Raw genomic sequence first — 21291 nt, 5'->3', positions numbered from 1 at the left:
ATTCTGCGCAGCAGACACGCTCCATACGGTCAATCACAGCACCCGCGTCCGTACCCACCAAGACCGGTCTGCAAACTTTGTCGGGTTCCACCGCGCTGAGCGGTAACTACCGATCAGGTCGAGGCAATCGCTCTTCGCGAGCAGCCGCAAAATCACCTCGGAGCGCATGCTCCAGACAGATTTTGCGGCTGCTCGCGCTCAAGGTGCTCAGCTGCGGTACTTGGCCACCTTGGCCGCGAACTGGTCGAGCAGCCGCAGCGAATCATCCCGCGGCTTGGTGGGCAACATCAGCGCCAGCTGGCCGAAGCCCAGATCCTCGGCGGCCCGCCAGTAGTCGAGATCGATCGGCGTGCCGAACATCGCCAACGGGACGTCATGGCCCGCAGCCTCGCGCAACTGCTCGACCCGCCGCCGGATCCCCTCAATCGGGAACGGGTTGGATATCCAGCCGGCCCCGTGCCGGATTACGCGCTTCACGGTGGCGTCGGAGTTGCCGCCGATGAAGATCGGCGGGTGAGGTTGCTGCACCGGCTTGGGTCGGATGTACGACGAGGCGAAGTTCACGTGTTTGCCGTGATACTCGGCGGGTTCGTCGATCCACAGCGCCTTGATCGCCTCGATCCGCTCATCGAGCACTGCGCCGCGCGTCTTCGGGTCGGTGCCGTGGTCGCGCATTTCCTCGAGGTTCCAGCCGGCCCCTACCCCGAACACGAACCGCCCCCCGGAGATCAGGTCGATGCTGGCGGCTTCCTTGGCGGTGATGATCGGGTCGCGCTGGATCAGCAACGCAATCCCCGTGAACAGCTCGATCTTCGACGTCACGGCAGCCGCCGCGGCCAGCGTGACGAACGGGTCGAGCGTCCGGTAGTAGATCTTCGGCAATTCGCCGCCGAGCGGATACGGTGATTCCCGGCTGGCCGGGATATGGGTGTGTTCGGCAACCACCAACGATGCGAAACCGCGTTCTTCTATCGCCTGGGCCAGAGACACCGTGTCGATGCAGTCGTCGTTGACGAATGTGGAGATCCCGATCTTCATCGCACTACTCCTGTCGGCCGGCTTCCTGGCAACGCGCACAGGCGATTATTCCCTTCCCGCCGAAGCTGCTGAGATGGAGGGCGCACCACCCATCCGGCCCGCGAGGAGAGATCGTGATGACACAGCAGCAACGAAAATCCGCAGCCTTCTCGGCCGCCGGACGACTGCTCAGCCGACCCGCGATGCGACCGGTGACCCGCGCATTCAGCGCTGTGCACGCGGCCATGTATCGATGGAGCCGCGGCAAAGCGCAAAACCCGAAGTACCCCACCATGCTGCTCACGGTTACCGGCCGCAGGACCGGCAGGCAGCACACCGTCCCGCTGATCTATATCAAAGAGGGTGAAAACTTCGTGATCGCCGCCGCGTACGCCGGCAGCGACACCGATCCGGCCTGGTGGCTCAACCTACAGCGCAATCCCCGCGCGGTGGCGCAGGTGCACGACGAGCGATTTGTCGTCGAAGCAAAGCCGGTCGCGGCCGATCGGCGCCCGGAACTTTGGCACCGGCTCGTCGAAATGTATCCGTACTTCACCGACTACCAGCAGCGGACCAGTCGACAGATCCCCGTGGTGGTCCTCACGCCTGCCTCCGATGTCGCGCCGGGTGGCTAAGACGGGGTTACCAGAAACTTCTCTCCGGTCGCCCGCTTGACGTATTCGGTGAAGGCATCGGGCTGCAGCATTTCCGCCAACGACACCTCGCGGGTGTAGCGACTGGCGAAAGTGGTCGTGAGTTCGTCGGCCACCCGAGCCCGCAACCGGGCGAAGGTCTCGGCGCCCACGCTCTGCAGGAACGGCGTGAGCAGCCATCCCCCGACTCCCCAGGCCATGCCGAAGTTTCTGGTGAGCACGGTCGGACTGGTGTCGAGCGCTCCGTAGATATAGACCTGCTTGTGCACGCTCGACCCGTAGCGTGAATACTGCGCTGCGGTGGCATTGGCCGCCTCTTCCATACCGTTGAGGATCTGGCTCACCAGCGTCCCGCCGCCGATGGCGTCGAACGCAAGGGTCGCGGACGTGGCCTTGAGCGCCTCCAGCAGATCCGCCGCGAACGACGGGGAGCTCGAGTTGCACACGTATTGCGCGCCAAGCGATCTCAGTATCTCTTCCTGTTCGGGCTTACGCACGATATTGACCAGCGGTATCCCGTCTTTCTGGCAGAGCTTGCTCAGCATCTGACCCAAGTTCGACGCGGCGGCCGTGTGCACCAGGGCCGAATGTCCTTCGCGGCGCATGGTTTCGGTCATTCCGAGTGCCGTCATCGGGTTGACGAACGAGGAGGCCCCGTCCCGCGCCGAGACTCCCGGCGGAAGGACCAGACAGGCCGATGCGTCGACCGCCCGGAATTGCGAGTACATCGCGCCACCGGCGATCGCCACTGTTTTGCCGAGAAGCCCCTGGGCCGCTTCGGAGGACCCCGCTGCCACCACCGTCCCTGCGCCCTCGTTGCCGACTGGCAGGGATTGGTCGAGGCGCGCGGAAAGTCCCTTCAGCGCAGCGCGCCCGATCGGTGCGGTGACGACGGGACGGTCCGGCGTGCCACCCACTGTCGCTTTGGTCATGTCCGCACTCGCCAACAGCAGGCCCAGATCCGACGGATTGATCGGCGCGGCTTCGACACGCACCAGCACGTCATTGGCGCTCACAGGCGCAACGGGAACCTCCTGTAGCGAAAGTCGCAGCGTGCCATCAGAAGTCACCAATGAGCGCAGCTCCAGCGCGGTGCCGGGCAGATCTCCTGTCATGGCGCGTGCCTCATTTCTGTCCGGGACGGATGCTCAGACCATTGAACTCGCACCGGCACGACAACTCTTGCCCCGGGGTCGAAAACGCGAGTAGCAGTCCTCCTGTTTCGGTGCTGAGGTCAGTCGGTGCGAAACGCGCCGCCGGCAAGCAATCGACCACCAAGACATGCCTCACCGACTTCTGATCGAGCGGGTCATCGCCGTTCGCTCGACACCGCCAAATCCGTTGACGCTGGTCGTGCTGTCCTGGCGGAGCAAGACGCCGAACTCGTGACCGTCGGCCGGTTCCGACCGTCACCGGCGATGACTGAACTCGGGCGGCTTCGTGAACGCGACCGCCCGCGTGATCAGGTTCCGGCCTCGGCCGGCTGATCAGGACCGATTGCCCCACCGCAGCCACCGGGCGGTGGCGGACCCGGCAGCGGTTCGTCGCCACTGACGCAGTCGTAGTAGAACTGCGGACCGACGACCCAGGTTTTCATCCACTGGTGCCAATACGACCCGTCCGGATACTTTTCGCCGTCACACACCGCCAAATTGCCCCAGCCCCATCGACCGCCCGGACAGTAGCCTTTCGTCATATCCGGCTGGTGCGGATCAGGCGGATCAGCGCTGGCAACCGCGGTGGGAAACACAAAGGCGCCGGCACAACCCAATATGGCAGCGCCACGGCGCGCGAGCCTGAATTTCATTTCGACTCCCTGTTGAATTAATGCGGCCGATTCCAAGCGGTGACCAAAACTAGCGGATGAGCCGCGGCGATGCGGGGTGAGCTGGCCGGCGTCTTTCGCCAGTTTACGGTGCCGCGGATTGGCCATGTCAACTTCGTTCCGCTGCATTACGGCGCCCATTCGACAGCCGGGCCGACCGGCCACGGCTCGATCAGGACGTGAACGGGAACTGCTGACCCGTGACTACGGCACCGACTGCGAGGGCCCCCAGGCCGACACCGAAAACGCCGAACATGAAGTTCGTGGCGGGGATGAGTTGCACATACCGGTTGAAGCCGCCGAGGTCACCGGCTGCCAACTCGTCGATGCTTTTGACGAAATAGTGGAGATCCGAGGTCACGAAATAACCGGGCCCTGCAACCAGAATCGGCAGAATTCGCTGACCGACGCCGACCGCATGGACCACCGCTGCCGGGGCGTTATGACTGATCGCCAAATCGGTGAGTGAATCGCCGTATTGGTAGATGCTCGAGGTCACGATGGGATCGATCCTCTCGTTGATGACGGTGCTGACCAGTCGATCCAGCTGGTCGAGCGGACCGCCGACAGCGCCGCCGATTTGCGCGGGGACCGGGATGTGGCCGGGTACGGCCGGCAACGCAGGCACAGTCAGTGACGAAGCATGCGTCTGGTGCGGCAGATCCGGAAGGCCGGACACCCCGACATCGGCCAGGGCGTCATTGATTCCCTGGTGCGTGCCCGCGGTGAGATCGCCCATCACGGTAAACGGATCGAGGTGTGCGGGGAAGATGCCTGCCGGCGTGGGCACATCCGCGTATCCGGTTCGGTCGTAACCCAATTCGACGATGACCCGCAAATCCGGCTGCACGAGATCGAGCAGCGGTTCAGGGACCACACCCCGCAGCGGTTCCAGCAACGGCAGATTCGTGGTGGGAATCTGTATGTAGGTGAGGTCGGTTGCCGTCGGAGACACCGGCTGGACAACACCGGTGGAAAGTTGCGCGGGTGTCAACTCCTGGTAGGTCCCGTGCGCATAAATGATTCCCAGCAGAGCATTGGCGTCCGACACCACATTGAGCGGGTATTGCGGGAAGTCCGCCCAGCCGTCGTACTGCCGGGTGTAGACCGTCGTCGGATAATCGCTGTCCGGCGTGGCACCGGAGAACGTCAGGCCGAGAGGTTGCAGATACACATCGGGAAATCGGGCCAGTATGCCGCCGTTGGGGTTATTGGGATCACCGAGAAGCACGAACGACAGCTGATCCGGGCCGGGCCGCAAATCGGGCGGCAGACTCGCCAGGTGACGCATTTCCATCGTCGCCACCGAGGCGCTTTGAGAAAAGCCGAGAACGGCGACGTCCCGTCCCGCTCGATACTCGGCCATGATCGCCCCGTGCAGAATGGCAGCCCCCCGCGTTACCGATTCGTCGAAGGTCAAGCTGGGGATTCCGCTGAACGGTTGAAACTGCTCGGGCGTGGTCAAGCCGCGCGGGATCGAGCCGGCGAAAAAGGGGCGGACGTACAGGTTGTAGACCTGCCGGAGGTAGTGGCCTGTCGGCCCTGGGTTCCCGGTCGGACCCATGATCAGAGCCGTCGTTCCGTTGACCGGTAGTGCGGGTCCCAGCACGGTTGCCGGCGCCGCGGCCGCGGTCTGGTCAGACGTGAGCAGCAAGGCACTGGCGGCCTCGGCGCCCGCGTAGCTGTCCGCTCCCGAGGTGAGGACCCGCGCGAAGTCCCGGTGGAACGCCGCCGCCCGGGCGCTGAACTCGTGATAGTCGCGTGCGAACGCCCCGAACAGCGCAGCTATCCCCTGCGATACCTCGTCCCCCGCGGCGGCGGCTATCTGCGTCGTCGGGCGTATCGCGGCTTGGTTTGCCGAACTGATCAGTGCGCCGACCCGATCCAGGTCCGAAGCCGACGCGACGATCGCGTCGGATTGCGCGATCACAAACGACATTGGTGCCACTCCCGCCATCCGGTGCGCGCCTCGTCAGCGCCGCCCAGCGGTGGATGGTATCGGTTACTCCCGCGGCGGCGGCGTCATTTCTTGTCCGACCACCGGAAAACGGCAAGGCAGGCAAACAGTCCGGCGATACTCCATGCCGTCAGGACCAGAAAGATGTGCCAGTGTTCCCAACTGCCGGCCGGTTCGAAGACGACCATCTTCGGCGGCAGCAGCACCGACCGGAATCCTTGCGCCATCCATTTGACCGGAAAGATGGAGCCGATGGTCAGCATCCATGCCGGCAGCACCATCAGTGGCACATAGGTACCGGACAAGAACTGCAGGCCCACCGCCGGACCGTTGGTCAGCACCGCCGCCGAAACCGCGTTGCTGGCGAAGTTGCTGATGAATATGCCTAACAGCGAACAGCTGACGATACCCAGGAGAAAAACCCAGGTCAACGTGAACCAGCCGAACAAGGTTGTCGGCAGGCGCAGCTTGAAGATGAACACTCCTACCGACAACAGCACGACCGCTTCGGCCAGGCTCGCGACAGCGACCAGCAGGATCTTCCCGATGAAATACGACGTCGCGGTCGTCGGCGTTCCGCGCAGCCGCCGCAACGCGCCGGTGTCACGGTCGGCGGCAATGCTGATACCCAGATTGATGAAGGACGTCGACAGTATCCCGTAGGCAAGCATACTGGCGGCGATCACGGCGCCCGTGCTGGTATCGCTGTCGGGCAGTTTCGCCGAGAAGATCGAGCCCAGCAGGATGCAAATTACGGCCGGCATCGAAAATGTCAGCGCAACCTGCTCGGGCCGGCGGTAAAACATCTTGAGTTCGGGCACTACTCGGGAGAACCCGATACGCGCCGGAGACGGCAGCGCTGACTGCGATTGACGCGCGCGGTGCCGCCTCGGCGCGGCGCGGGTGGTCTGGTCAACGGACATCATGCGCGCCGATCAGTTGCAGGTAGGCGTCTTCTAACGTCGGTCTGGTAACCGTGAGCTGACTCAGTTCCCTGCCATCCATCGACCGTTGCCTGATCAAGTCGGTCGGGTGATGTGTCTGCTCGACGTGAACCTCTTCACCCTCCACCCACCGGACCGTCGCGGCGGAGTTCACATACTCCGTCAGCCGTGCCGGTGAGTCCACGGCGACCAATCGGCCTCCGGCAATCACCGCGACGCGGTCGGCCAGCGTGGCCGCTTCGTCCAGGTAATGGGTGGTGAGCAGGATGGTCGTCCCGTCGGCCGCCAATAACCTGATCAGGTCCCAGAATTGGTGTCGCGCTTGCGGATCGAATCCGGTGGTCGGCTCATCCAAGAACAGCAGTTCGGGCATCGCGATGATGCCCAGGGCGACGTCGAGCCGACGGCGTTGCCCACCGGAAAGCGTTCGAACTTTGGCGCCGATGACAGAACCGAGTCCGACCAGTTCCAGCGCCTCGGCCGGAATTCGAGCCCGGCCATAGCATTTCGCGAACATACGCACGGTTTCCGAGACGGTCAGCATTCCGAAGTCACTGGCTTCCTGCAGCACGATTCCGATCTTGGCTCGCCAGGACCTGCCGGCGCTTCCGGGGTCTTCACCCAGTACGCGAACGTCTCCGGAATCGCGCTTTCGGTGGCCTTCCAAAATCTCGATGGCCGTCGATTTGCCCGCTCCGTTGGGGCCGAGGATCGCAAATACTTCTCCGTACCGGACGTCGAGATCCAGGTCCCGCAGCGCGCGAATCTGTCCGTACGCTTTGGACAAACCGCGGACGTACACCGCGGCCGGCGGGCCCGCAGAGGCACCCGGAGCGGCACTCACGAGTGCCCTCCTCCTGATTCCTCGGTGGGTTGCGCTTCGAGTTCGGCCAGCAGTTCCCGCAATTCATCCTCGGACATGTTCTCGAGGAGCCGTTCGACGTCGCCGTCGCCCGGGCCGGGTTCAGATCGAAGCTCGATCACCGGGTCAGCGCCCGGCAGGTCAAGCTCGGCGAGAATGCGAACGGCAAGTGAGTTGACGCTCACACCTCGTAGCAGTTCGAGAACCGGCAGATCGATCGCGAACGTCGTGTTCACCCGGACCCGGAAATCCATCGCCATCATCGAGTCCAGGCCGATGTCGTTGAGGGTGTCATCGACCCCGATATCGCTGATCGCGAGATCGAAGACCGCCGAAGCGATCTGGCGAACCTGATCGGCGACGACCCCGAGCCTGTCGGATTCCGTTATCCCCGAAAGAAACTCGAGTATCGACGAATCCGGGTGAGCGTGATCGGGTGAGGTTTCCGATGTGCCGAGTTCGGAGAACATCGGCGGTAGCTCTCCGCTGAGACCGACACTGCGGGCCCGTCTCCAGTCGGCGCTGATGGCAACGACGTTGGGTGTGTTCTGATTGATCAGACGATCCAGGATCCGGGCGCCGGCCGCGGGCGTGATCAGTTCGATTCCCCTTTGCTCGTAGAGCTTTTCCAGCTCGAGCTCTTCGACCATCCCTACCGACCAGGGGCCCCACCCTATGGTCAGGGCGGGCAACCCCTGAGCCTGCCGATAGTGGGCGAAGGCGTCCAGGAAGGCGTTCGCCGCGGCGTAGTTGCCCTGGCCGGGCGAGGCGATGACCGACCCCGCTGACCCGAACATGACGAAAAATTCGAGGTCGCATCCGCTGAAAGCGTTGTGCAGTATGCGAGTACCCGTGACTTTAGGGGCCATCACCGCGGCGAAATCGGATTCGCGCATATTCACCAGGAGTTGGTCGTCAACAGATCCCGCGGCATGGATGATTCCCCGGACCGGTCGGCCTCCGTCCCGGAGGTGGTTACTCAGCCACGTCTCCACCTGGACGGAGTCGGTGATATCGACACTGGCGGTGATCACCTGAGCGCCGAGGCGTTCGACCTTGCGGATGGTGCTGACGGTCTCGTGGTGCGCACTGTCCTTGGCAAGTAACGGCCAGCTGCTCCGCGGTGGGATCTCGGTCCTGCTGAGCAGCGCGATGTGTCGTGCACCGCGTTCGGCCAGGTAGGTGGCGACGGTGCGGCCCAGGGCCCCGGATCCGCCAGTGACGACGTAGGTCGCATCGCGAGTCAGTTTGGTCGGGAAGGGCTTGGTCAGGTTGCCGGACAAGCGAAGCCGCGGAACAAAGCGGGCAAGGCCGCGGATGGCGACTTGATCCTCTGTCCCGGGGGCGAGGATGTGATCGCAGATTCGCGCGGCGGTGCCAACGTGGTCGTCGGCGTCGTCGATGTCGATCAGCCCGCCCCACTGTCCGGCGAATTCCTGGTGGCCGATGACCCGGCCGAGTCCCCAGATCGCGGCTTGGTCGACGGCAAGGGTTTCGGTTCCGGGCGCCGGTTGCGCGTTGCCGGTGATCAGATAGAGGCGAGGCGCCGCATTGTCGAGGTCTGCCAACGCCTGGACCAAGTGCAGGATTGGGAAGACACCCAGCTCGTCACCCGTCGCCGCCGTGAGGTCCAGCGGCCAGCAGTTGATGATGCCGGCAAGATCGCCTTCGCTGTCCAGGTGCGTTCCGAGCAGCCGGCGCAGCTGCTCAGGCCGTTGCGGATCGACCGCGTAGCCTTCGCCGAGTTCGGTCAGCTGGTCGACATCTTGGTGTGCCACTGCCCGGGCACGCTGGCCGCACCGTCGGAGTTGCTCGACGAGAGCAGTTCCGACACCGGATTGGTCGGCGAGTACGAGCCAGGACAGGTTCTCGGTTGCCGCTGCGTCCCGCTCATCCTGGCCGACCTCTTCGCTTGCGACCCAGTGAATCTCGTAGAGCCCTCTGTCAATGCGTTCGGGCGTCATGCGTGAGGACGCGCTGAGCGACTCCACGGTGAAGCCGTTGAAGACGGCCAGCGGCTCATCGAGATCGTTGGTGATCGTGATGTCACATTCGATCTGTTCCCTGCTGGCCGACACCACACGCACCTGGGCGACCATGTTCTCCTGCGGACCGGCGTAGATGGCGCTCTGGCGGATTCGGGTGGGAAGGTAGGGACTGCCTTCTGCGTCCTGGCCGGCGATATTGGCGCCGAACAACGTTTGGAAGGCGCCGTCGATCAGCGCTGGATGGAATAGGTAGGCGCCGAGTTCGCCGGCGATCGGAGCCGGAACCGTGATCTGCGCCGCAGCCCAGCCGTCCCCCGACGTGAGCTTGCTGACCGACTGAAATGCGTCACCGTAAGCGAACCCGATATCGCGGGTACGGGCGTAGAAATCGTCGCCGCTGAGTGTGGTGACGCCCTCCGCGTCCTGCTGGCCCTCACAGCGCTCCGGTGAGCGTGGAAGTGTGTTCAGTTCCGCGGTCGCCGTGATGGTCCACTTGAGGTCGCCGTCGGCGGTGGCGGTGAAAGCGGCGAATTCCAGGGCGCCGGTGTCCTGGTTGAGGGTGGTCCGCATGATCGGATCGCAGGTTTCGTCGAGGATGACAGCGCGCTTGAGCACCAGATTGTCGACGCAGTGGCCTGTCGATCCGTAGGTCACTTCCGCAGCCGCCAAAGCCATTTCGATGAACACCGCCCCGGGCACGATTGTGCTGCCCTGCACCTGATGATCGGCGAGGAAGGGGGCCATCGTGGTGCTCAACTCGGCTTCCCAGGTCGGGTGCACCGCGGTTACCGGTTGTCCGAGTAGCGGATGCACCGGGTGGTAGTGCAGATCCTCGGCCGCTTCCTGGGTTTCATTCCAGAAGCGTCTGGACTGCCACGGGTAGGTCGGCAGCTTCACAAGCCGCGCCTGCCGGCGTGGGTACAGCGCGTCCCACGCGACCGGGTGGCCGTGGCAATGCAGTGCTGCAACGCAATTCATCAGGGTGCGAGCATCGTCGTCGTCGCGCCGCTGGGCCGCCAGAACGACGATGTCTGTCTTGTGGCCGGCCTGCTGCGTTCCGGCGATCTCGATGATCGATGACGCCAAAACCGGGTGCGGACCCAGCTCGACGAAACGGGTGTAACCGTCCTCGAGCATGCGGCGCGCCGCGGGTTCGAAAAGAACTGTAGCACGGGTGTTTTGCCACCAGTAGGCGGCACCGGCAGCGTAGCCGTTCAGCCGTTCCCCGGTGACGGTGGAGTAGAGCGGAACGATTCCCGTTTCCGACGACAGCCCATCGAGCGCACCATGCAGGTCGTCTTTCACCGCGTCCATGTAGTGCGTGTGGTACGGCACCTGCACGGCCAGGAACCGGTTGAATATCCGGGCCTCGTCCAACTGGCCGGCGATATCCTCCAGAACGTCGCTGTCACCGGCGATGGTCACAGCTGACGGGCTGTTGATCGCGGCGATGGATACGCGCCGGCCGATTTCGTCACGCGCTTTGTCGTCCAGGGCCTGCAGCAATGACTCCGCGCCGAGCCCGACGGCCAGCATCCGGCCCAATCCACTGGTGCGTTGCTGGAGGCGGCTGCGGTGATAGATCACCTCGATGGCCCGCTCGAACGGGAGCAGGCCGGCGAGATGATGGGCGGCAACTTCCCCGGCGCTGTGTCCGATCACGGCGTCGGGGGTGATGCCGAACTCTCCGAGTTGCTCGGCCAGCGCTACCTGGATGGCGAAGTTGGCGGGTTGCGCCACCGCTGTTTCGGCCATGCGGGAGCGGCCCTCATCGCTGAGGAGCTCATCGATCAAAGACCAGTCGGCATAACGGGACAGTTCACGATCGCTGCGTCGGATGCTTTCGGTGAAAGCGGGGTAGACGTCGAGCAGCCCCCGGCACATCCTCCACCATTGGGGGCCCATACCGGTACAGACGAAGGCCAGCTTCGGCGCGCTGGGGTAGGTACGGTCGGTAGCGATCTGCCCGCCGTCGGCGAGGGTCTGAAGCTGTTCCTGCGCCTCGCCGACGCTGCCGACAACGAGGGCACGGCGATAGTTCAGATGCGCGCGGCGTTGACTGAGGGTGTAGCCGAGATCTGGCAGTGTGCTATCGGGGTGCGCGCGCAGATGCCGCGCCAGGCTGCGCGCCGTCGCTACCAACGCTTCTTCGCTGCGCGCCGAGATCGGCAGGACCGCCAGCGGCCCGTGTTGCGGATCACCGGGGGCGGAAATGGCGGCCGCGGCCGGAGGCTCAGCCAGCACGGCATGAGCGTTGGTACCGCCGAAGCCGAACGAATTGACCCCCGCGGTGCGCCGCTCGGTTCGGGGAAACTCCCGGCCGGTTCGCGGAATGTCGATATTCAGTTCCGCCAACGAAATTCGACTGCTGGGGCGCTTCAGGTGCAGGTGGGCGGGGATGTACCCGTGTTTGAGTACCAGCGCCGTTTTGATCAGCCCGGCTACACCCGCACCGGCCTCGAGATGCCCGATGTTGGTTTTGACGGACCCCACCAGCAAGGGGTTGGTCGCCGACCGCCCCGCGGCTAGCGCTGTTGCCAGGGCCCGCAGTTCGGCGGGGTCGCCGACCGGGGTTCCGGTGCCGTGCGCTTCGACATAGCCGATGTCGTTGGGGTGCACGCCCGCTCTGTGCAGGGCCGCTGTGATCGCTGCTTCTTGCGCTTCTTCGCTGGGGACGGTGATGCCGTCGGTGTGTCCGTCCTGGGACACCGCGGTACCGAGGATCTGCGCGTAGATCTCGTCGCCGTCTTGCAGCGCCTGCTCGAGCGGTTTGATGACGACTACCGCCCCGCCCTCTCCACGTGCGTAGCCGTCCGCGGACTCATCAAAGGCCTTGCAGCGGCCGTCGGGACTGAGGAACCCGCTCTTTGACTCAGCGATCGCGGTGTTGGGTCCGACCATGATGTTGACGCCGCCGGCCAGCGCAAGACTGGATTCACCGTTCCATATGCTTTGTGCGGCAAGGTGTACGGCCACCAACGAGCTCGAACACGCCGTGTCCACCGTCATGCTCGGGCCGCGGAAGTCAAACGTGAACGAGATCCGGTTGGCCAGCATCGTCATCATCATCCCGGTAGCGGAGTGAGTCTTGAACCGGTACCGACTGGTGCGACCCTGGTTCTGCAAGAGCTGGTAGTCGAGAGTGAAGCCGCCGATGAAGACACCGACGTCGGTGCCGGCCAAGGTGTTCGGCGGTATCCCGCCGTCTTCCAGCGCCTCCCAGGTGGTCTGCAACATCAACCGCTGCTGCGGATCGAGCAAGTTCGCCTCACGGGGCGAGATTCCGAAGAACTGCGGATCGAATTTGTCGATTTCGTCGAGGAATCCGCCGCGTCGGGTGACCATCTTGCCGACTTTCGCCGGGTTCGGATCGTGATATCTCGCTGCGTTCCATCGTGTGTCGGGAACGACGCGGGTGGCGTCCGTTCCGCTGCACAACAGTTGCCAGTAGTCCTCCGGGGTATCAGCGCCGCCCGGGAAGCGGCACCCGATTCCGACGATCGCCAGAGGTTTTCGAATACCTTGCTCGCCGCGCATGTTCATCCTTTCCCGCCGTCGAGCTGACGCGAGTCCCGCGCCGGCGCAAGCGGCCCCACGCCACTGGGATGGCATCGCCGACGGCGATGCGGAAATCCCGGAGCCAGACTCCATAATGCGTGGATAATCTTCCGGGTCAACTGAATTCGAGTGCAGGGACCGTGCCGAGGATCCAATCTTGGCTGATCGGATTAGTCTTCTGCTCGTGGCGGTACACCGATCTCAGTTCCCGCAAGAGCGGATCGCGTTGCCAGGCCTGCACCTGTCGCATGACGTCGTCGTCGGAAAACCTTTCGCATTGTTCGGCGATGACAGTTTCGGCCAACTGACCCGCGATCTGACGAAGCAGGCGCGTGTTCGCGTCGAACTGAGCGGCGAAATCGGGGGCTCTTCCCATCATCGCAACGTGCAGGGTGACCATGAAATTCAGCGGCGCGTACAAGTCCACGAACCCCGCCGACGGAGAGACACCGGCGACCGCGGCCCATTCGCGGAAGAACTGTTGCATGCGGTTACTGAGGGCGATCATTCCCTCGAGGTGTGGCACCACACCGGGATCGTCAGCGACGGTGACAAACCGGTCGTTGGCGTAGAGCAGACCGAGGAAGCCCCAATAGAAGGCGATGTCCCAAATCACTTTCGCGGCCATGACCGCCGGCGAGCCCATCAGAATGTATTGATCGCAATAGATGTTGAGCCACATGTCGGTGAGCGAACGGAACAGCGAATCGCTGATCACCGCCCGCGCGACGACGTCTTCGCCGTCGAGTTCCCGGACCACCATGTCGGTGATGAGTCCATTACCGATCGCAATCAGATCCAGCCCTGAGGAATACAGGGGATCCAGGAAGATTCCGGCATCGCCGGTCACGCACCACCGGTCGCGTCCGTCGTACACCCGGGCGGCGCCGTGACTGTAGTGCTTCATGACTCTGAAGTCTTTGATCAGGTGATCAAGTTCGGACAGGACGGCGGCGCACTGCGGTTCGTGTTCACGTAGCCATATTTTCGCTTTGGCGAGGGTGTTGAAATCGTCGAAAGCATGAAACGCCGGGTCGGCGACGATACCCACGCTGGTGGCTCCCGAAGCGAGTCGGATGAGCCACACCCAGTAGCCCTCGCCCATCAGATGATTGGTGGACAGCGCCCGGTCACCTTCCACCAGCCGTGATTGCCAGTTCGGGTCATCGCTCCACTGGCCGACGTCGATTTCCGCGGCGACTCGCAGCCACACCGCGTTGCAATTGTGTTCGTTGGGGCGCCGCAGTTCCAATTGCCGGGGCAACGCCCGGTTGCGTCCCGATGCGTCCACCACCCAGCGAGCGGTTGTTTGCGTCTTTGTGTTATTGCTTTGTACGGAAATGGTGTGTGGCCGATTTGCGCGGCCGAATTCTACTGAAGTGACGCGTCCGGGCACAATCTGGACGCCGGCCGACCGGCAACGCCGGTTCAGCTCGTTTTCCAATCTTCCCCGGTCGATCTGGTAGGTCACCTGTGCGGTGAATGAGGAACTGCCGAGTTCCATTCGCCGGGCGATATCGGTGTTGGCGTCCTGTGAGAAAAACATCCGCAGGCCCATTTTGCGGATCTGTGAGGTGTTGAGGTGATCGGCGAGTCCAAGGCGATCCCGCAGATAATGCGCGGAGATCTCGACCGTGGACTCGCCGACTGTGTGGGTGACCTCTGGCACGGGGTGAACGTTGGGTTCGATGATGAGAACTCGAGTCTGGGGTCGGACGCTGCGGATCTCGAGGGCCAGCGTGTGGGCAGCGACGCCGCCTCCAACGATCGCCACGTCGTGGTCCGGCGCGGAGACGTCGCCGCCAGCAGATAGTTGCGTCCTTATTCGCTGTGCAAGAGCTTCCCGTGCCTCCGAGCTCAATTGTGACAGCTGTGCTCGCGCGTCCAAATGTTTCCCCTCCCGCAAGCTGGTTTAATCAGCCTAGTCAATAGTTAAGTAGATTACACGAAACGGGCCTCGCGCAATCGGAGAAGGCAGGACCGCGACCTACCTCGGTGGAGTTCCGGCGCTGGTGTCAGCGGGACGGGTTCGTGCCGTCCCCGCGGCCCCACCTCGAGTGCGGCGGTCTTCGCGCACCGAATCGGGAGACTTGCCCGGAGCGGAATCCTTGGGCCGGTCCGACAGGTCGTCCGTGCGATAGCGACCATAAACCCGTTCGAATATCGGCGTAGCCATAAGTGTGGTGACAATGGCGACCAATACCAGAATGGTGAAAAGCGTCGGAGTGATAATGCCGGCCTGCAGCCCGATATTCAGCAGAATGAGTTCGATCAAACCACGCGCGTTCATCAGCGCTCCGAGAGCGACAGATTCGCGGAGTGGAACTTTTCTCAGCCGGGCCGCCACCGTGCATGCGAACCCCTTACCCACGATCGACACCAGCAGTATGCCCAGTGCCACCGCCCATAACATCGGACTGTTCAGCAGGCCGATCTGGGTGTTGAGTCCGGAATAAACGAAGAACAACGGCAACAGGAAAGTCGTGACAAGTGGCTCCAGCCGGGCGGTGAGCTCTACCGCGAAGAAACCGGAGGGCATGGCGACGCCGAGAATGAATGCGCCGAAGATCGCGTAGATGCCGATCGTGTCCGTGAACCAGGCGCATGCCATGAGCAGGATGAGCACCGTGGTAAGCACCGGCGCGGACACCGTCTTCTGGCGTTCGGCGATGGAACCCAGGACACTGAGAGATTTTCGCCCGATCGTAAGGAGCAGCAGGCTGTAGAGGATTCCCCCGACGATCGCTGTGGCGGCCAGGGCAGGATTGCCCCGGTGGATGGCGAGCACTATCGCCAGGATGCACCAGGAGAGCGCATCGTCTGCTGCGCCACATGCCAGCGCGAGGGTGCCCAGTGGAGTTCCCGAAAGCCGCTGTTCGTAGATGATCCGGGCCAGCATGGGGAATGCGGTGGTGGCAATGGATGCGCCCAGAAACATCATTGCCATCACGAGCGTGACGCTCTTGTCGAAGTAGATTCCTCCCGCCAGCAACGGCAGAGCGATCAGCGCTCCCAGACCGAGCGGAGTCAATATCCCTGCCGCCGAGACCGCAACCGCCGTGCCGGCGCGATGTCTGATCAGATTGACGTCGAAGTTGAGCCCGATCAGGAACATGTAGAGCACCAGGCCGATCTGCGCCATGGTGTACAGCACGGTGTTCGCCTGGCCCGCTGGGAACAGGTCGTGCTGTATGCCCGGCGCGATGCGGCCCAACAGTGAGGGCCCCAGCAATACCCCGGCAATCATTTCCCCCACGACTTGCGGCTGACCGACGCGTTTGGCCAACAACCCGACCACGCGGCACGTTCCCAGGATGACGGCGAGTTCGAGGAAGAAATGGACAGCAGTGGCGGCGGGCATCGCGTGAGGTCCTCAGTTCGGAGTGCCGGGGTCGTCAGACCGGGTGGGGCAGGTCGGCGGGCAGCGCGTCATATACGGGCGCTGAGAATCTCTGCACAGCCGAATCTTTCGTATGCCCCAACCGGGGCCGGTCCATGCTTTCGCTGCGTGCGCGTCGGCGAGGAGGTCATCTCGGTCGAGGTTACGGTAAGCAGTCACGAAGTTCGCGCCGGTCGGGTTCGGCACGATGGCGGTCGGCTGGCCGTCCCCGCCGCTCACCTGCGCACAGACGCGGACGTATGATGTAGCGGCCGACGCGGCAGATTCGACGGCAACGCGAAGGAGACCGCCGTGCCGATATTCATGGTCGAACGCAACTACGCCGAGGAACTCGAGCCGAGCCTGGACGCCGCCGACGGCATCAATCGAATCAACGATGAAGCGGGCGTTCGCTGGCTGTACTCGTTCCTGTCGGCTGACAAGCGTAAGACCTACTGCCTCTATGAGGCACCGTCGCCCGAAGCGATCCGCAGCGCCGCCGACCGCGCTGGACTTCCGGCGGACGTCATCGTCGAGGTCAACGGCCGGGTGTTGTCCAACGGCGCGATCGCCGAGATCTGATCGTCAGGTCAGCAACTCGTGCTCGGCGGCATACATCGCCGCCTGGGTACGGTTCGCGGCGCCGGTCTTCGTCAAGATGCTGCGGACGTGATTTGCCGCCGTGTTGGTGCTGATGTAGAGGCGTTCGCCGATGGCCCGGTTGCTCAGTCCCTCGGCCAGCAGCCGCAATACCTCGATCTCTCGGTCCGTCAGGCCGTCGGGCCCGCTCGTCGTCATCGAAGCAACCACATCGAGGACGCGAGTCTGGCCGATCGGCGCTGCGATGGACCGGGCCTCTTCGGCCAGGCGCCTGGCCTCATCGACGCGACCGCGGGCACCGACGAACAAGGCCTGGTGGGCGAGCGTCTCCGCGACGTGCACCACCGATCCCATCCGCCGATCCATTTCCAGGGCGGACGTGAAATACCGCTCCGCTGAATCGGTTTCACCGTTGAGGGCGGCGATGCGGCCGAGGTATCGGTCGGCACTGCCGAAGACCGCGACGAACTGCCCCGACATGATGTTCTTGCCTTGATAGCGGGCCAGGTAATGCCTCAACGTATGGATCGCCTCACGGTCACCCAGCGCCAGTGCGGCCTCGACCATGAAGGTCAGTTCCATCGGCCACGACGCCGCTTCGGTGCGTTCGGAAAGGTTCCGGCTCAGCAGCTGGTTGAGCGCGCGGGCCATACCGGCCTCGCATTCAACTTCGGTATACAGGGCAAGCAATCCCGGCACCCAGCGGCCGGCGAAGGTCTCGCTGCCGTCGACGAAACCCCGGAACCGCTTCAAATCGCCGGTTTCGCGACGGATCATGAACATCTGCACCCCGTAGGACCCCTCGGTTGTATCCGAACCGAGCAAACCGCCGGTGCGCAACGCGATCTCTGCCCAGCGTTCGGCGGCCTCGAAATCACCGCGCAGGTAAGCCGTTCCGCCCTGCGCACAGGCGCCGACGAAGTTGAAGAAGGGTTGGCCGGCGGAATGTGCCGCACGTTGCATGTCGGCGATCGAGGCGGCGAGGTCATCTGGCCGGCCGGCCTGATAGCTGGCCAGGGCGCGGAAGTGCGAGGCCGAACCGAGCACCTCGTAATCCCGGCGGCGCAGCGCGATTCGGCAGAGTTCGGTCGAGCGTTCCAGCTGACTTTCGCACATGTCCGGAGTGAGGCCGTGCCAGAGGCTGGTCTCCAGCGCATGCACCACCACCGCGGGATCGTTGATCTTCCGCGCATGGTCGATCGCCAGCTCGCTGATGCCGCGGGCGCGCATGGTCTCGCCGCCCAGTGCCAGCGCCCGCCCGAAACTGCCCAGGGCTCGTACGTAGCGCGGATCCTCCGCGGTCAGGCCGCACGATTCCAGGGCGGCTGCCAGCAAATCTGCTGCCTTCGAATCAGCAAGGCCGGGACGCCAATTCGCGTCTTCGTACCCGACTGCAGCCGCCAGACGGATCAGCGGATCGTCTATTGCGCTGATGGTTTCGTACATCCCGCGGGCCCGCGCGAAATCACCGCCGCGGACGTGGTTGGCTGCAGCACGCAGGTTCATCCTCGCGCGATCTCCCAGCTGGAGCTCGGGAAGCGAGGCCGCCCGCTCGTACCATTTCGCCGCGTCCTCGTAGGCAAGGCTGCGTTCGGCCATTCGGGCCGCCTCTTTGGCGTATCGCAACGCCTGCTCGTGGTATCCGAGCACGTGGGCAAACAGGTAATGATTGGCCAGGCGCGGAATGACTGACGGGTCCGCGCGTCCCTCGAGGGCTTCGGCGGCGCGTGCGTGCATGATCCGCAGCCGCGAGGCCGCCATCCTGTCGATCACGGCCTCACGGGTCAGCGCGTGCACGAACGAGAATTCGCCGTCCGAGGCCGGCACGGCCCGGATCAACCCCACGCCTTCTGCCGAGTCGACAGCCGCCAGGGTCGCAGCCACATCGGTTTCGCTGCTGGCGATGAGCGCCGGGAGGTCGAATGTTTCACCCAGCACCGCGGCCTGCTCGACGATCCCGCGGACCACCGTCCCCAACCCGGCCAGCCGGCGCGCGATGGCGTCCCCGATCGAGGCCGGAACGGACTGTCGGGAACTCAATGCGGCGATCCCGCCGCGGCTCTCGAGGTCGTTGCACAGCTCGGTCAGGAAAAACGGGTTGCCGCCGGTCTTGTCGCGAAGCAGGGCCGCCGTGGTGCGCGACGCCGAATCGGACACCTGCTGGGTCCGGCGAACGAACTCCGCGATCGCCTCGGTGTCGAGCCCCGCCAGATCAAGGCGACGGACACCGTCAAACCGGTGCATCTCAGCCATGCGGCTGACGAGTTCATCGGAACGGTCGGGCGCGGTCGTCCGGAACGTCGCCACCACCAGCATGCGGATGTCGGCGCACCCGGCCAATACGTGTTCGAGCATCGCGAGCGTCGGAAGCTGTGCCCAGTGCAGGTCTTCAAGGATCAACGCGATCGGCCGATCGGCCGCCAGCCTTTTGAAGAACCCCGTCAGCGCATCGAAGAGCACCCGGCGGGCATTGCCTGCTTCGGCTGCGGTATCGGTGTCGGCAAGGTGCCGGTGCACCTGCGCGGACAACCGGGTGAGTTGCGGCCCGGCCTCCGCCAGCAATTCTGTGAGGCAACCGGCCGGACCTGCCGACAGCAGCCGCTCCAGCGCGTCCGCGAACGGTTCGTAGGGCACGCCCGCCTCGGCGGTCGAGTTGCCCACCAGGACGGCGACGCCGTGCTCAGCCAACCTTCCGGCGACCTCGGCGACCAGGCGTGACTTGCCTGCGCCCGGTTCGCCGCCGATGAAGACCACCTGACGACTGCCGTTGCCGACGCGCTCCCAAGCCTGTTCGAACACGGCCAATTCCGCGGTGCGGCCGACGAACGATCCGCGCCGACGTCCCACGAGTTCGGCCGGAAGCGGTGGCGGCACCCACTGCGCCATCTGCATAACGTATCGGCACCGGCGTCATCTGGTCGATAGTCAGAATTGACCATAGGTCCGGGTTTCGAAAAATGCCCTGTTGTGGTCATGACGAGCGCGACTGCGGCACATAGCGTCGCAGCAACGACATTACGACGGGGAGATGACCAGATGACCGCTGCCGATGCTCTCAGCCCGCACGTGCTGAACGGACGGGTGATCCTGCCGTCCGATCCCGAATACGACCGGGCCCGGGCCGTCTACAACGCCATGGTCGACAAGCGGCCCGCCGTGATCGCCCGATGCGGATCCGCCGGCGACGTCGCGTCCGCCCTCGACTTCGCGCGCGGATCCGGCCTCGTGGTCGCGGTGCGCGGCGGCGGCCACAACGGACCCGGTTTCGGCACCGTCGACGACGGCATCGTGATCGACCTGTCGCCGCTGAACACGATCGACGTGGACGCCGACCGGCGCACCGTTCGCGTGGGAGGCGGTGCGACCTGGGGTCAGGTGGACGCAGCGACTCATGCGTTCGGGCTGGCGACGCCGTCAGGCGTGATCGCCAGCACCGGAGTGGGCGGCCTGACCCTCGGCGGCGGCCACGGTTATCTGTCGCGCAAGTACGGGTTGACGATCGACAACCTGCTGGAAGCCGAAGTGGTACTTGCCGGCGGCCGCCTGGTGACCGCGTCTGAATCGGAGCACCCCGATCTGTTCTGGGCGTTGCGCGGAGGCGGCGGCAATTTCGGTGTGGTCACGTCTTTCACGTTCCGGCTGCACCCGGTGCAGAGCGTGATCTGCGGCCCGACAGCCTGGCCGGCGTCGGCGACCGCCGACATCCTCGGCTGGTTCCGGAATTTCATTCCCGCCCAGGATGATGACCTCTACGGATTCTTCGCGACGATGACGGTTCCCCCGGGTGACCCGTTCCCGCCCGATTTCCATATGCAGAAAGCCTGTTCGGTCGTCTGGTGCTACACGGGTGATCCCGCTCGGGCCGATGAAGCGTTCGCGCCGGTGCGGCAGATGCGGCCCGCCTTCGAGGGCCTCGGCGAGGCTCCCTATCCCGCTCTGCAATCCACTTTCGACGGGCTGTATCCCAAAGGGCTGCAGTGGTATTGGCGCGGTGACTTCTTCCGGACGGTCGACGACGCGGCTGTGCAAGCCCACGCCCGGTTCGCCGAACAGCTGCCCACCATGCACTCCGCCATGCACCTCTACCCGATCGACGGCGCTGTCCACCGGATCGGTCAGACCGAAACCGCCTGGGCCTACCGGGATGTCAACTTCTCGCAGGTGATCATCGGTGTGGATCCCGATCCGGGGCAAGCAGCCACGCTGAAGAAATTCACCGCCGATTACTGGGAGGCCACCCATCCGTATTCGGCGGGCGGCGCCTACATCAACTTCATGATGGACGAAGGCCAGGAGCGCGTCCGCGCCACCTATGGGCCGAACTACCGCCGGCTCACCGAAGTCAAGGCGGAATACGACCCTGCCAACGTCTTCCACATCAACCAGAACATCCAACCAGCGAGCTGAGCACATGACCGAAGCATCGAAAACCCAGAACACCGTTGGTGACATCGCCATGACCGGGTGTCCGGTTCGGCACACTGGCGGTACCGCGGCGCAGACCGGCC

At 64.2% G+C, this 21291-nt stretch carries 13 protein-coding genes; 3 read left to right on the top strand and 10 right to left on the bottom strand.

Annotated features, from left to right (window positions below; all coding sequences use genetic code 11):
* Window positions 1–207: 207 nt before the first annotated feature.
* A complete protein-coding gene (locus ACX9NE_RS17850) occupies window positions 208–1038 on the bottom strand; it encodes an LLM class F420-dependent oxidoreductase (protein WP_459363722.1) in 831 nt (276 codons plus the stop codon).
* Window positions 1039–1154: 116 nt separating this feature from the next.
* Between ACX9NE_RS17850 and ACX9NE_RS17845 the strand changes: the two genes are divergently transcribed.
* Window positions 1155–1652 (top strand): nitroreductase/quinone reductase family protein, encoded by a 498-nt coding sequence (locus ACX9NE_RS17845; protein WP_459363723.1) that lies wholly within the window; start codon window positions 1155–1157, stop codon window positions 1650–1652.
* Here the strand turns inward: ACX9NE_RS17845 and ACX9NE_RS17840 are convergent.
* The 8 genes from ACX9NE_RS17840 to ACX9NE_RS17805 form a co-directional block, all read right to left on the bottom strand.
* On the bottom strand, window positions 1649–2785 hold the full coding sequence (locus ACX9NE_RS17840) for a zinc-binding dehydrogenase (protein WP_459363724.1): 1137 nt from the start codon (window positions 2783–2785) through the stop codon (window positions 1649–1651). The two genes, ACX9NE_RS17845 and ACX9NE_RS17840, sit on opposite strands and share 4 nt — an antisense overlap.
* 347 nt (window positions 2786–3132) lie before the next feature.
* A complete protein-coding gene (locus tag ACX9NE_RS17835) occupies window positions 3133–3477 on the bottom strand; it encodes a hypothetical protein (protein ID WP_459363752.1) in 345 nt (114 codons plus the stop codon).
* Window positions 3478–3667: 190 nt separating this feature from the next.
* Window positions 3668–5434: a PE family protein gene (locus ACX9NE_RS17830; protein ID WP_459363725.1), complete on the bottom strand. Its 1767-nt coding sequence runs from the start codon at window positions 5432–5434 to the stop codon at window positions 3668–3670.
* Between the two features lie 83 nt (window positions 5435–5517).
* On the bottom strand, window positions 5518–6375 hold the full coding sequence (locus ACX9NE_RS17825) for an ABC transporter permease (protein WP_459363726.1): 858 nt from the start codon (window positions 6373–6375) through the stop codon (window positions 5518–5520).
* The gene (locus tag ACX9NE_RS17820) at window positions 6365–7240 is read right to left on the bottom strand and encodes an ABC transporter ATP-binding protein (RefSeq protein ID WP_459363727.1); all 876 of its coding nucleotides are present in this window, start codon (window positions 7238–7240) and stop codon (window positions 6365–6367) included. Before ACX9NE_RS17820 ends, ACX9NE_RS17825 begins: the two co-directional genes overlap by 11 nt.
* A complete protein-coding gene (locus tag ACX9NE_RS17815) occupies window positions 7237–12783 on the bottom strand; it encodes a type I polyketide synthase (protein ID WP_459363728.1) in 5547 nt (1848 codons plus the stop codon). The genes ACX9NE_RS17820 and ACX9NE_RS17815 overlap by 4 nt, the downstream gene beginning before the upstream one ends.
* Window positions 12784–12919: 136 nt before the next feature.
* A complete protein-coding gene (locus ACX9NE_RS17810) occupies window positions 12920–14692 on the bottom strand; it encodes an NAD(P)/FAD-dependent oxidoreductase (protein WP_459363729.1) in 1773 nt (590 codons plus the stop codon).
* Window positions 14693–14791: 99 nt separating this feature from the next.
* A complete protein-coding gene (locus ACX9NE_RS17805; protein ID WP_459363730.1) occupies window positions 14792–16165 on the bottom strand; it encodes a cation:proton antiporter in 1374 nt (457 codons plus the stop codon).
* 330 nt (window positions 16166–16495) lie between these two features.
* Here ACX9NE_RS17805 and ACX9NE_RS17800 point away from each other — a divergent pair, with 330 nt between their 5' ends.
* Window positions 16496–16765 carry a DUF4242 domain-containing protein gene (locus ACX9NE_RS17800; protein WP_459363731.1) on the top strand — a complete coding sequence of 90 codons (270 nt, stop codon included), beginning with the start codon at window positions 16496–16498 and terminating at the stop codon, window positions 16763–16765.
* Between the two features lie 3 nt (window positions 16766–16768).
* Here the strand turns inward: ACX9NE_RS17800 and ACX9NE_RS17795 are convergent, their stop codons facing one another.
* Window positions 16769–19669 (bottom strand): ATP-binding protein, encoded by a 2901-nt coding sequence (locus tag ACX9NE_RS17795; RefSeq protein WP_459363732.1) that lies wholly within the window; start codon window positions 19667–19669, stop codon window positions 16769–16771.
* Window positions 19670–19819: 150 nt separating this feature from the next.
* On the opposite strand from ACX9NE_RS17795, the gene ACX9NE_RS17790 reads away from it, so the two are divergent.
* The gene (locus tag ACX9NE_RS17790) at window positions 19820–21190 is read left to right on the top strand and encodes an FAD-binding oxidoreductase (protein ID WP_459363733.1); all 1371 of its coding nucleotides are present in this window, start codon (window positions 19820–19822) and stop codon (window positions 21188–21190) included.
* Window positions 21191–21291: the final 101 nt, after the last annotated feature.

The sequence above is a fragment of the Mycobacterium sp. ML4 genome, from assembly GCF_054515735.1.
Note: the sequence above shows the minus strand (reverse complement) of the source record. Positions and strands in the feature narration are given on the sequence as shown.

Coding starts and splice junctions, on each gene's coding strand:
- ACX9NE_RS17790 (WP_459363733.1), top strand. CDS start 19,820: ATGACCGCTGCCGATGCTCTCAGCCCGCACGTGCTGAACGGACGGGTG.
- ACX9NE_RS17815 (WP_459363728.1), bottom strand. CDS start 12,783: ATGCGCGGCGAGCAAGGTATTCGAAAACCTCTGGCGATCGTCGGAATC.
- ACX9NE_RS17850 (WP_459363722.1), bottom strand. CDS start 1,038: ATGAAGATCGGGATCTCCACATTCGTCAACGACGACTGCATCGACACG.
- ACX9NE_RS17825 (WP_459363726.1), bottom strand. CDS start 6,375: ATGTCCGTTGACCAGACCACCCGCGCCGCGCCGAGGCGGCACCGCGCG.
- ACX9NE_RS17845 (WP_459363723.1), top strand. CDS start 1,155: ATGACACAGCAGCAACGAAAATCCGCAGCCTTCTCGGCCGCCGGACGA.
- ACX9NE_RS17795 (WP_459363732.1), bottom strand. CDS start 19,669: ATGGCGCAGTGGGTGCCGCCACCGCTTCCGGCCGAACTCGTGGGACGT.
- ACX9NE_RS17835 (WP_459363752.1), bottom strand. CDS start 3,477: ATGAAATTCAGGCTCGCGCGCCGTGGCGCTGCCATATTGGGTTGTGCC.
- ACX9NE_RS17840 (WP_459363724.1), bottom strand. CDS start 2,785: ATGACAGGAGATCTGCCCGGCACCGCGCTGGAGCTGCGCTCATTGGTG.
- ACX9NE_RS17830 (WP_459363725.1), bottom strand. CDS start 5,434: ATGTCGTTTGTGATCGCGCAATCCGACGCGATCGTCGCGTCGGCTTCG.
- ACX9NE_RS17805 (WP_459363730.1), bottom strand. CDS start 16,165: ATGCCCGCCGCCACTGCTGTCCATTTCTTCCTCGAACTCGCCGTCATC.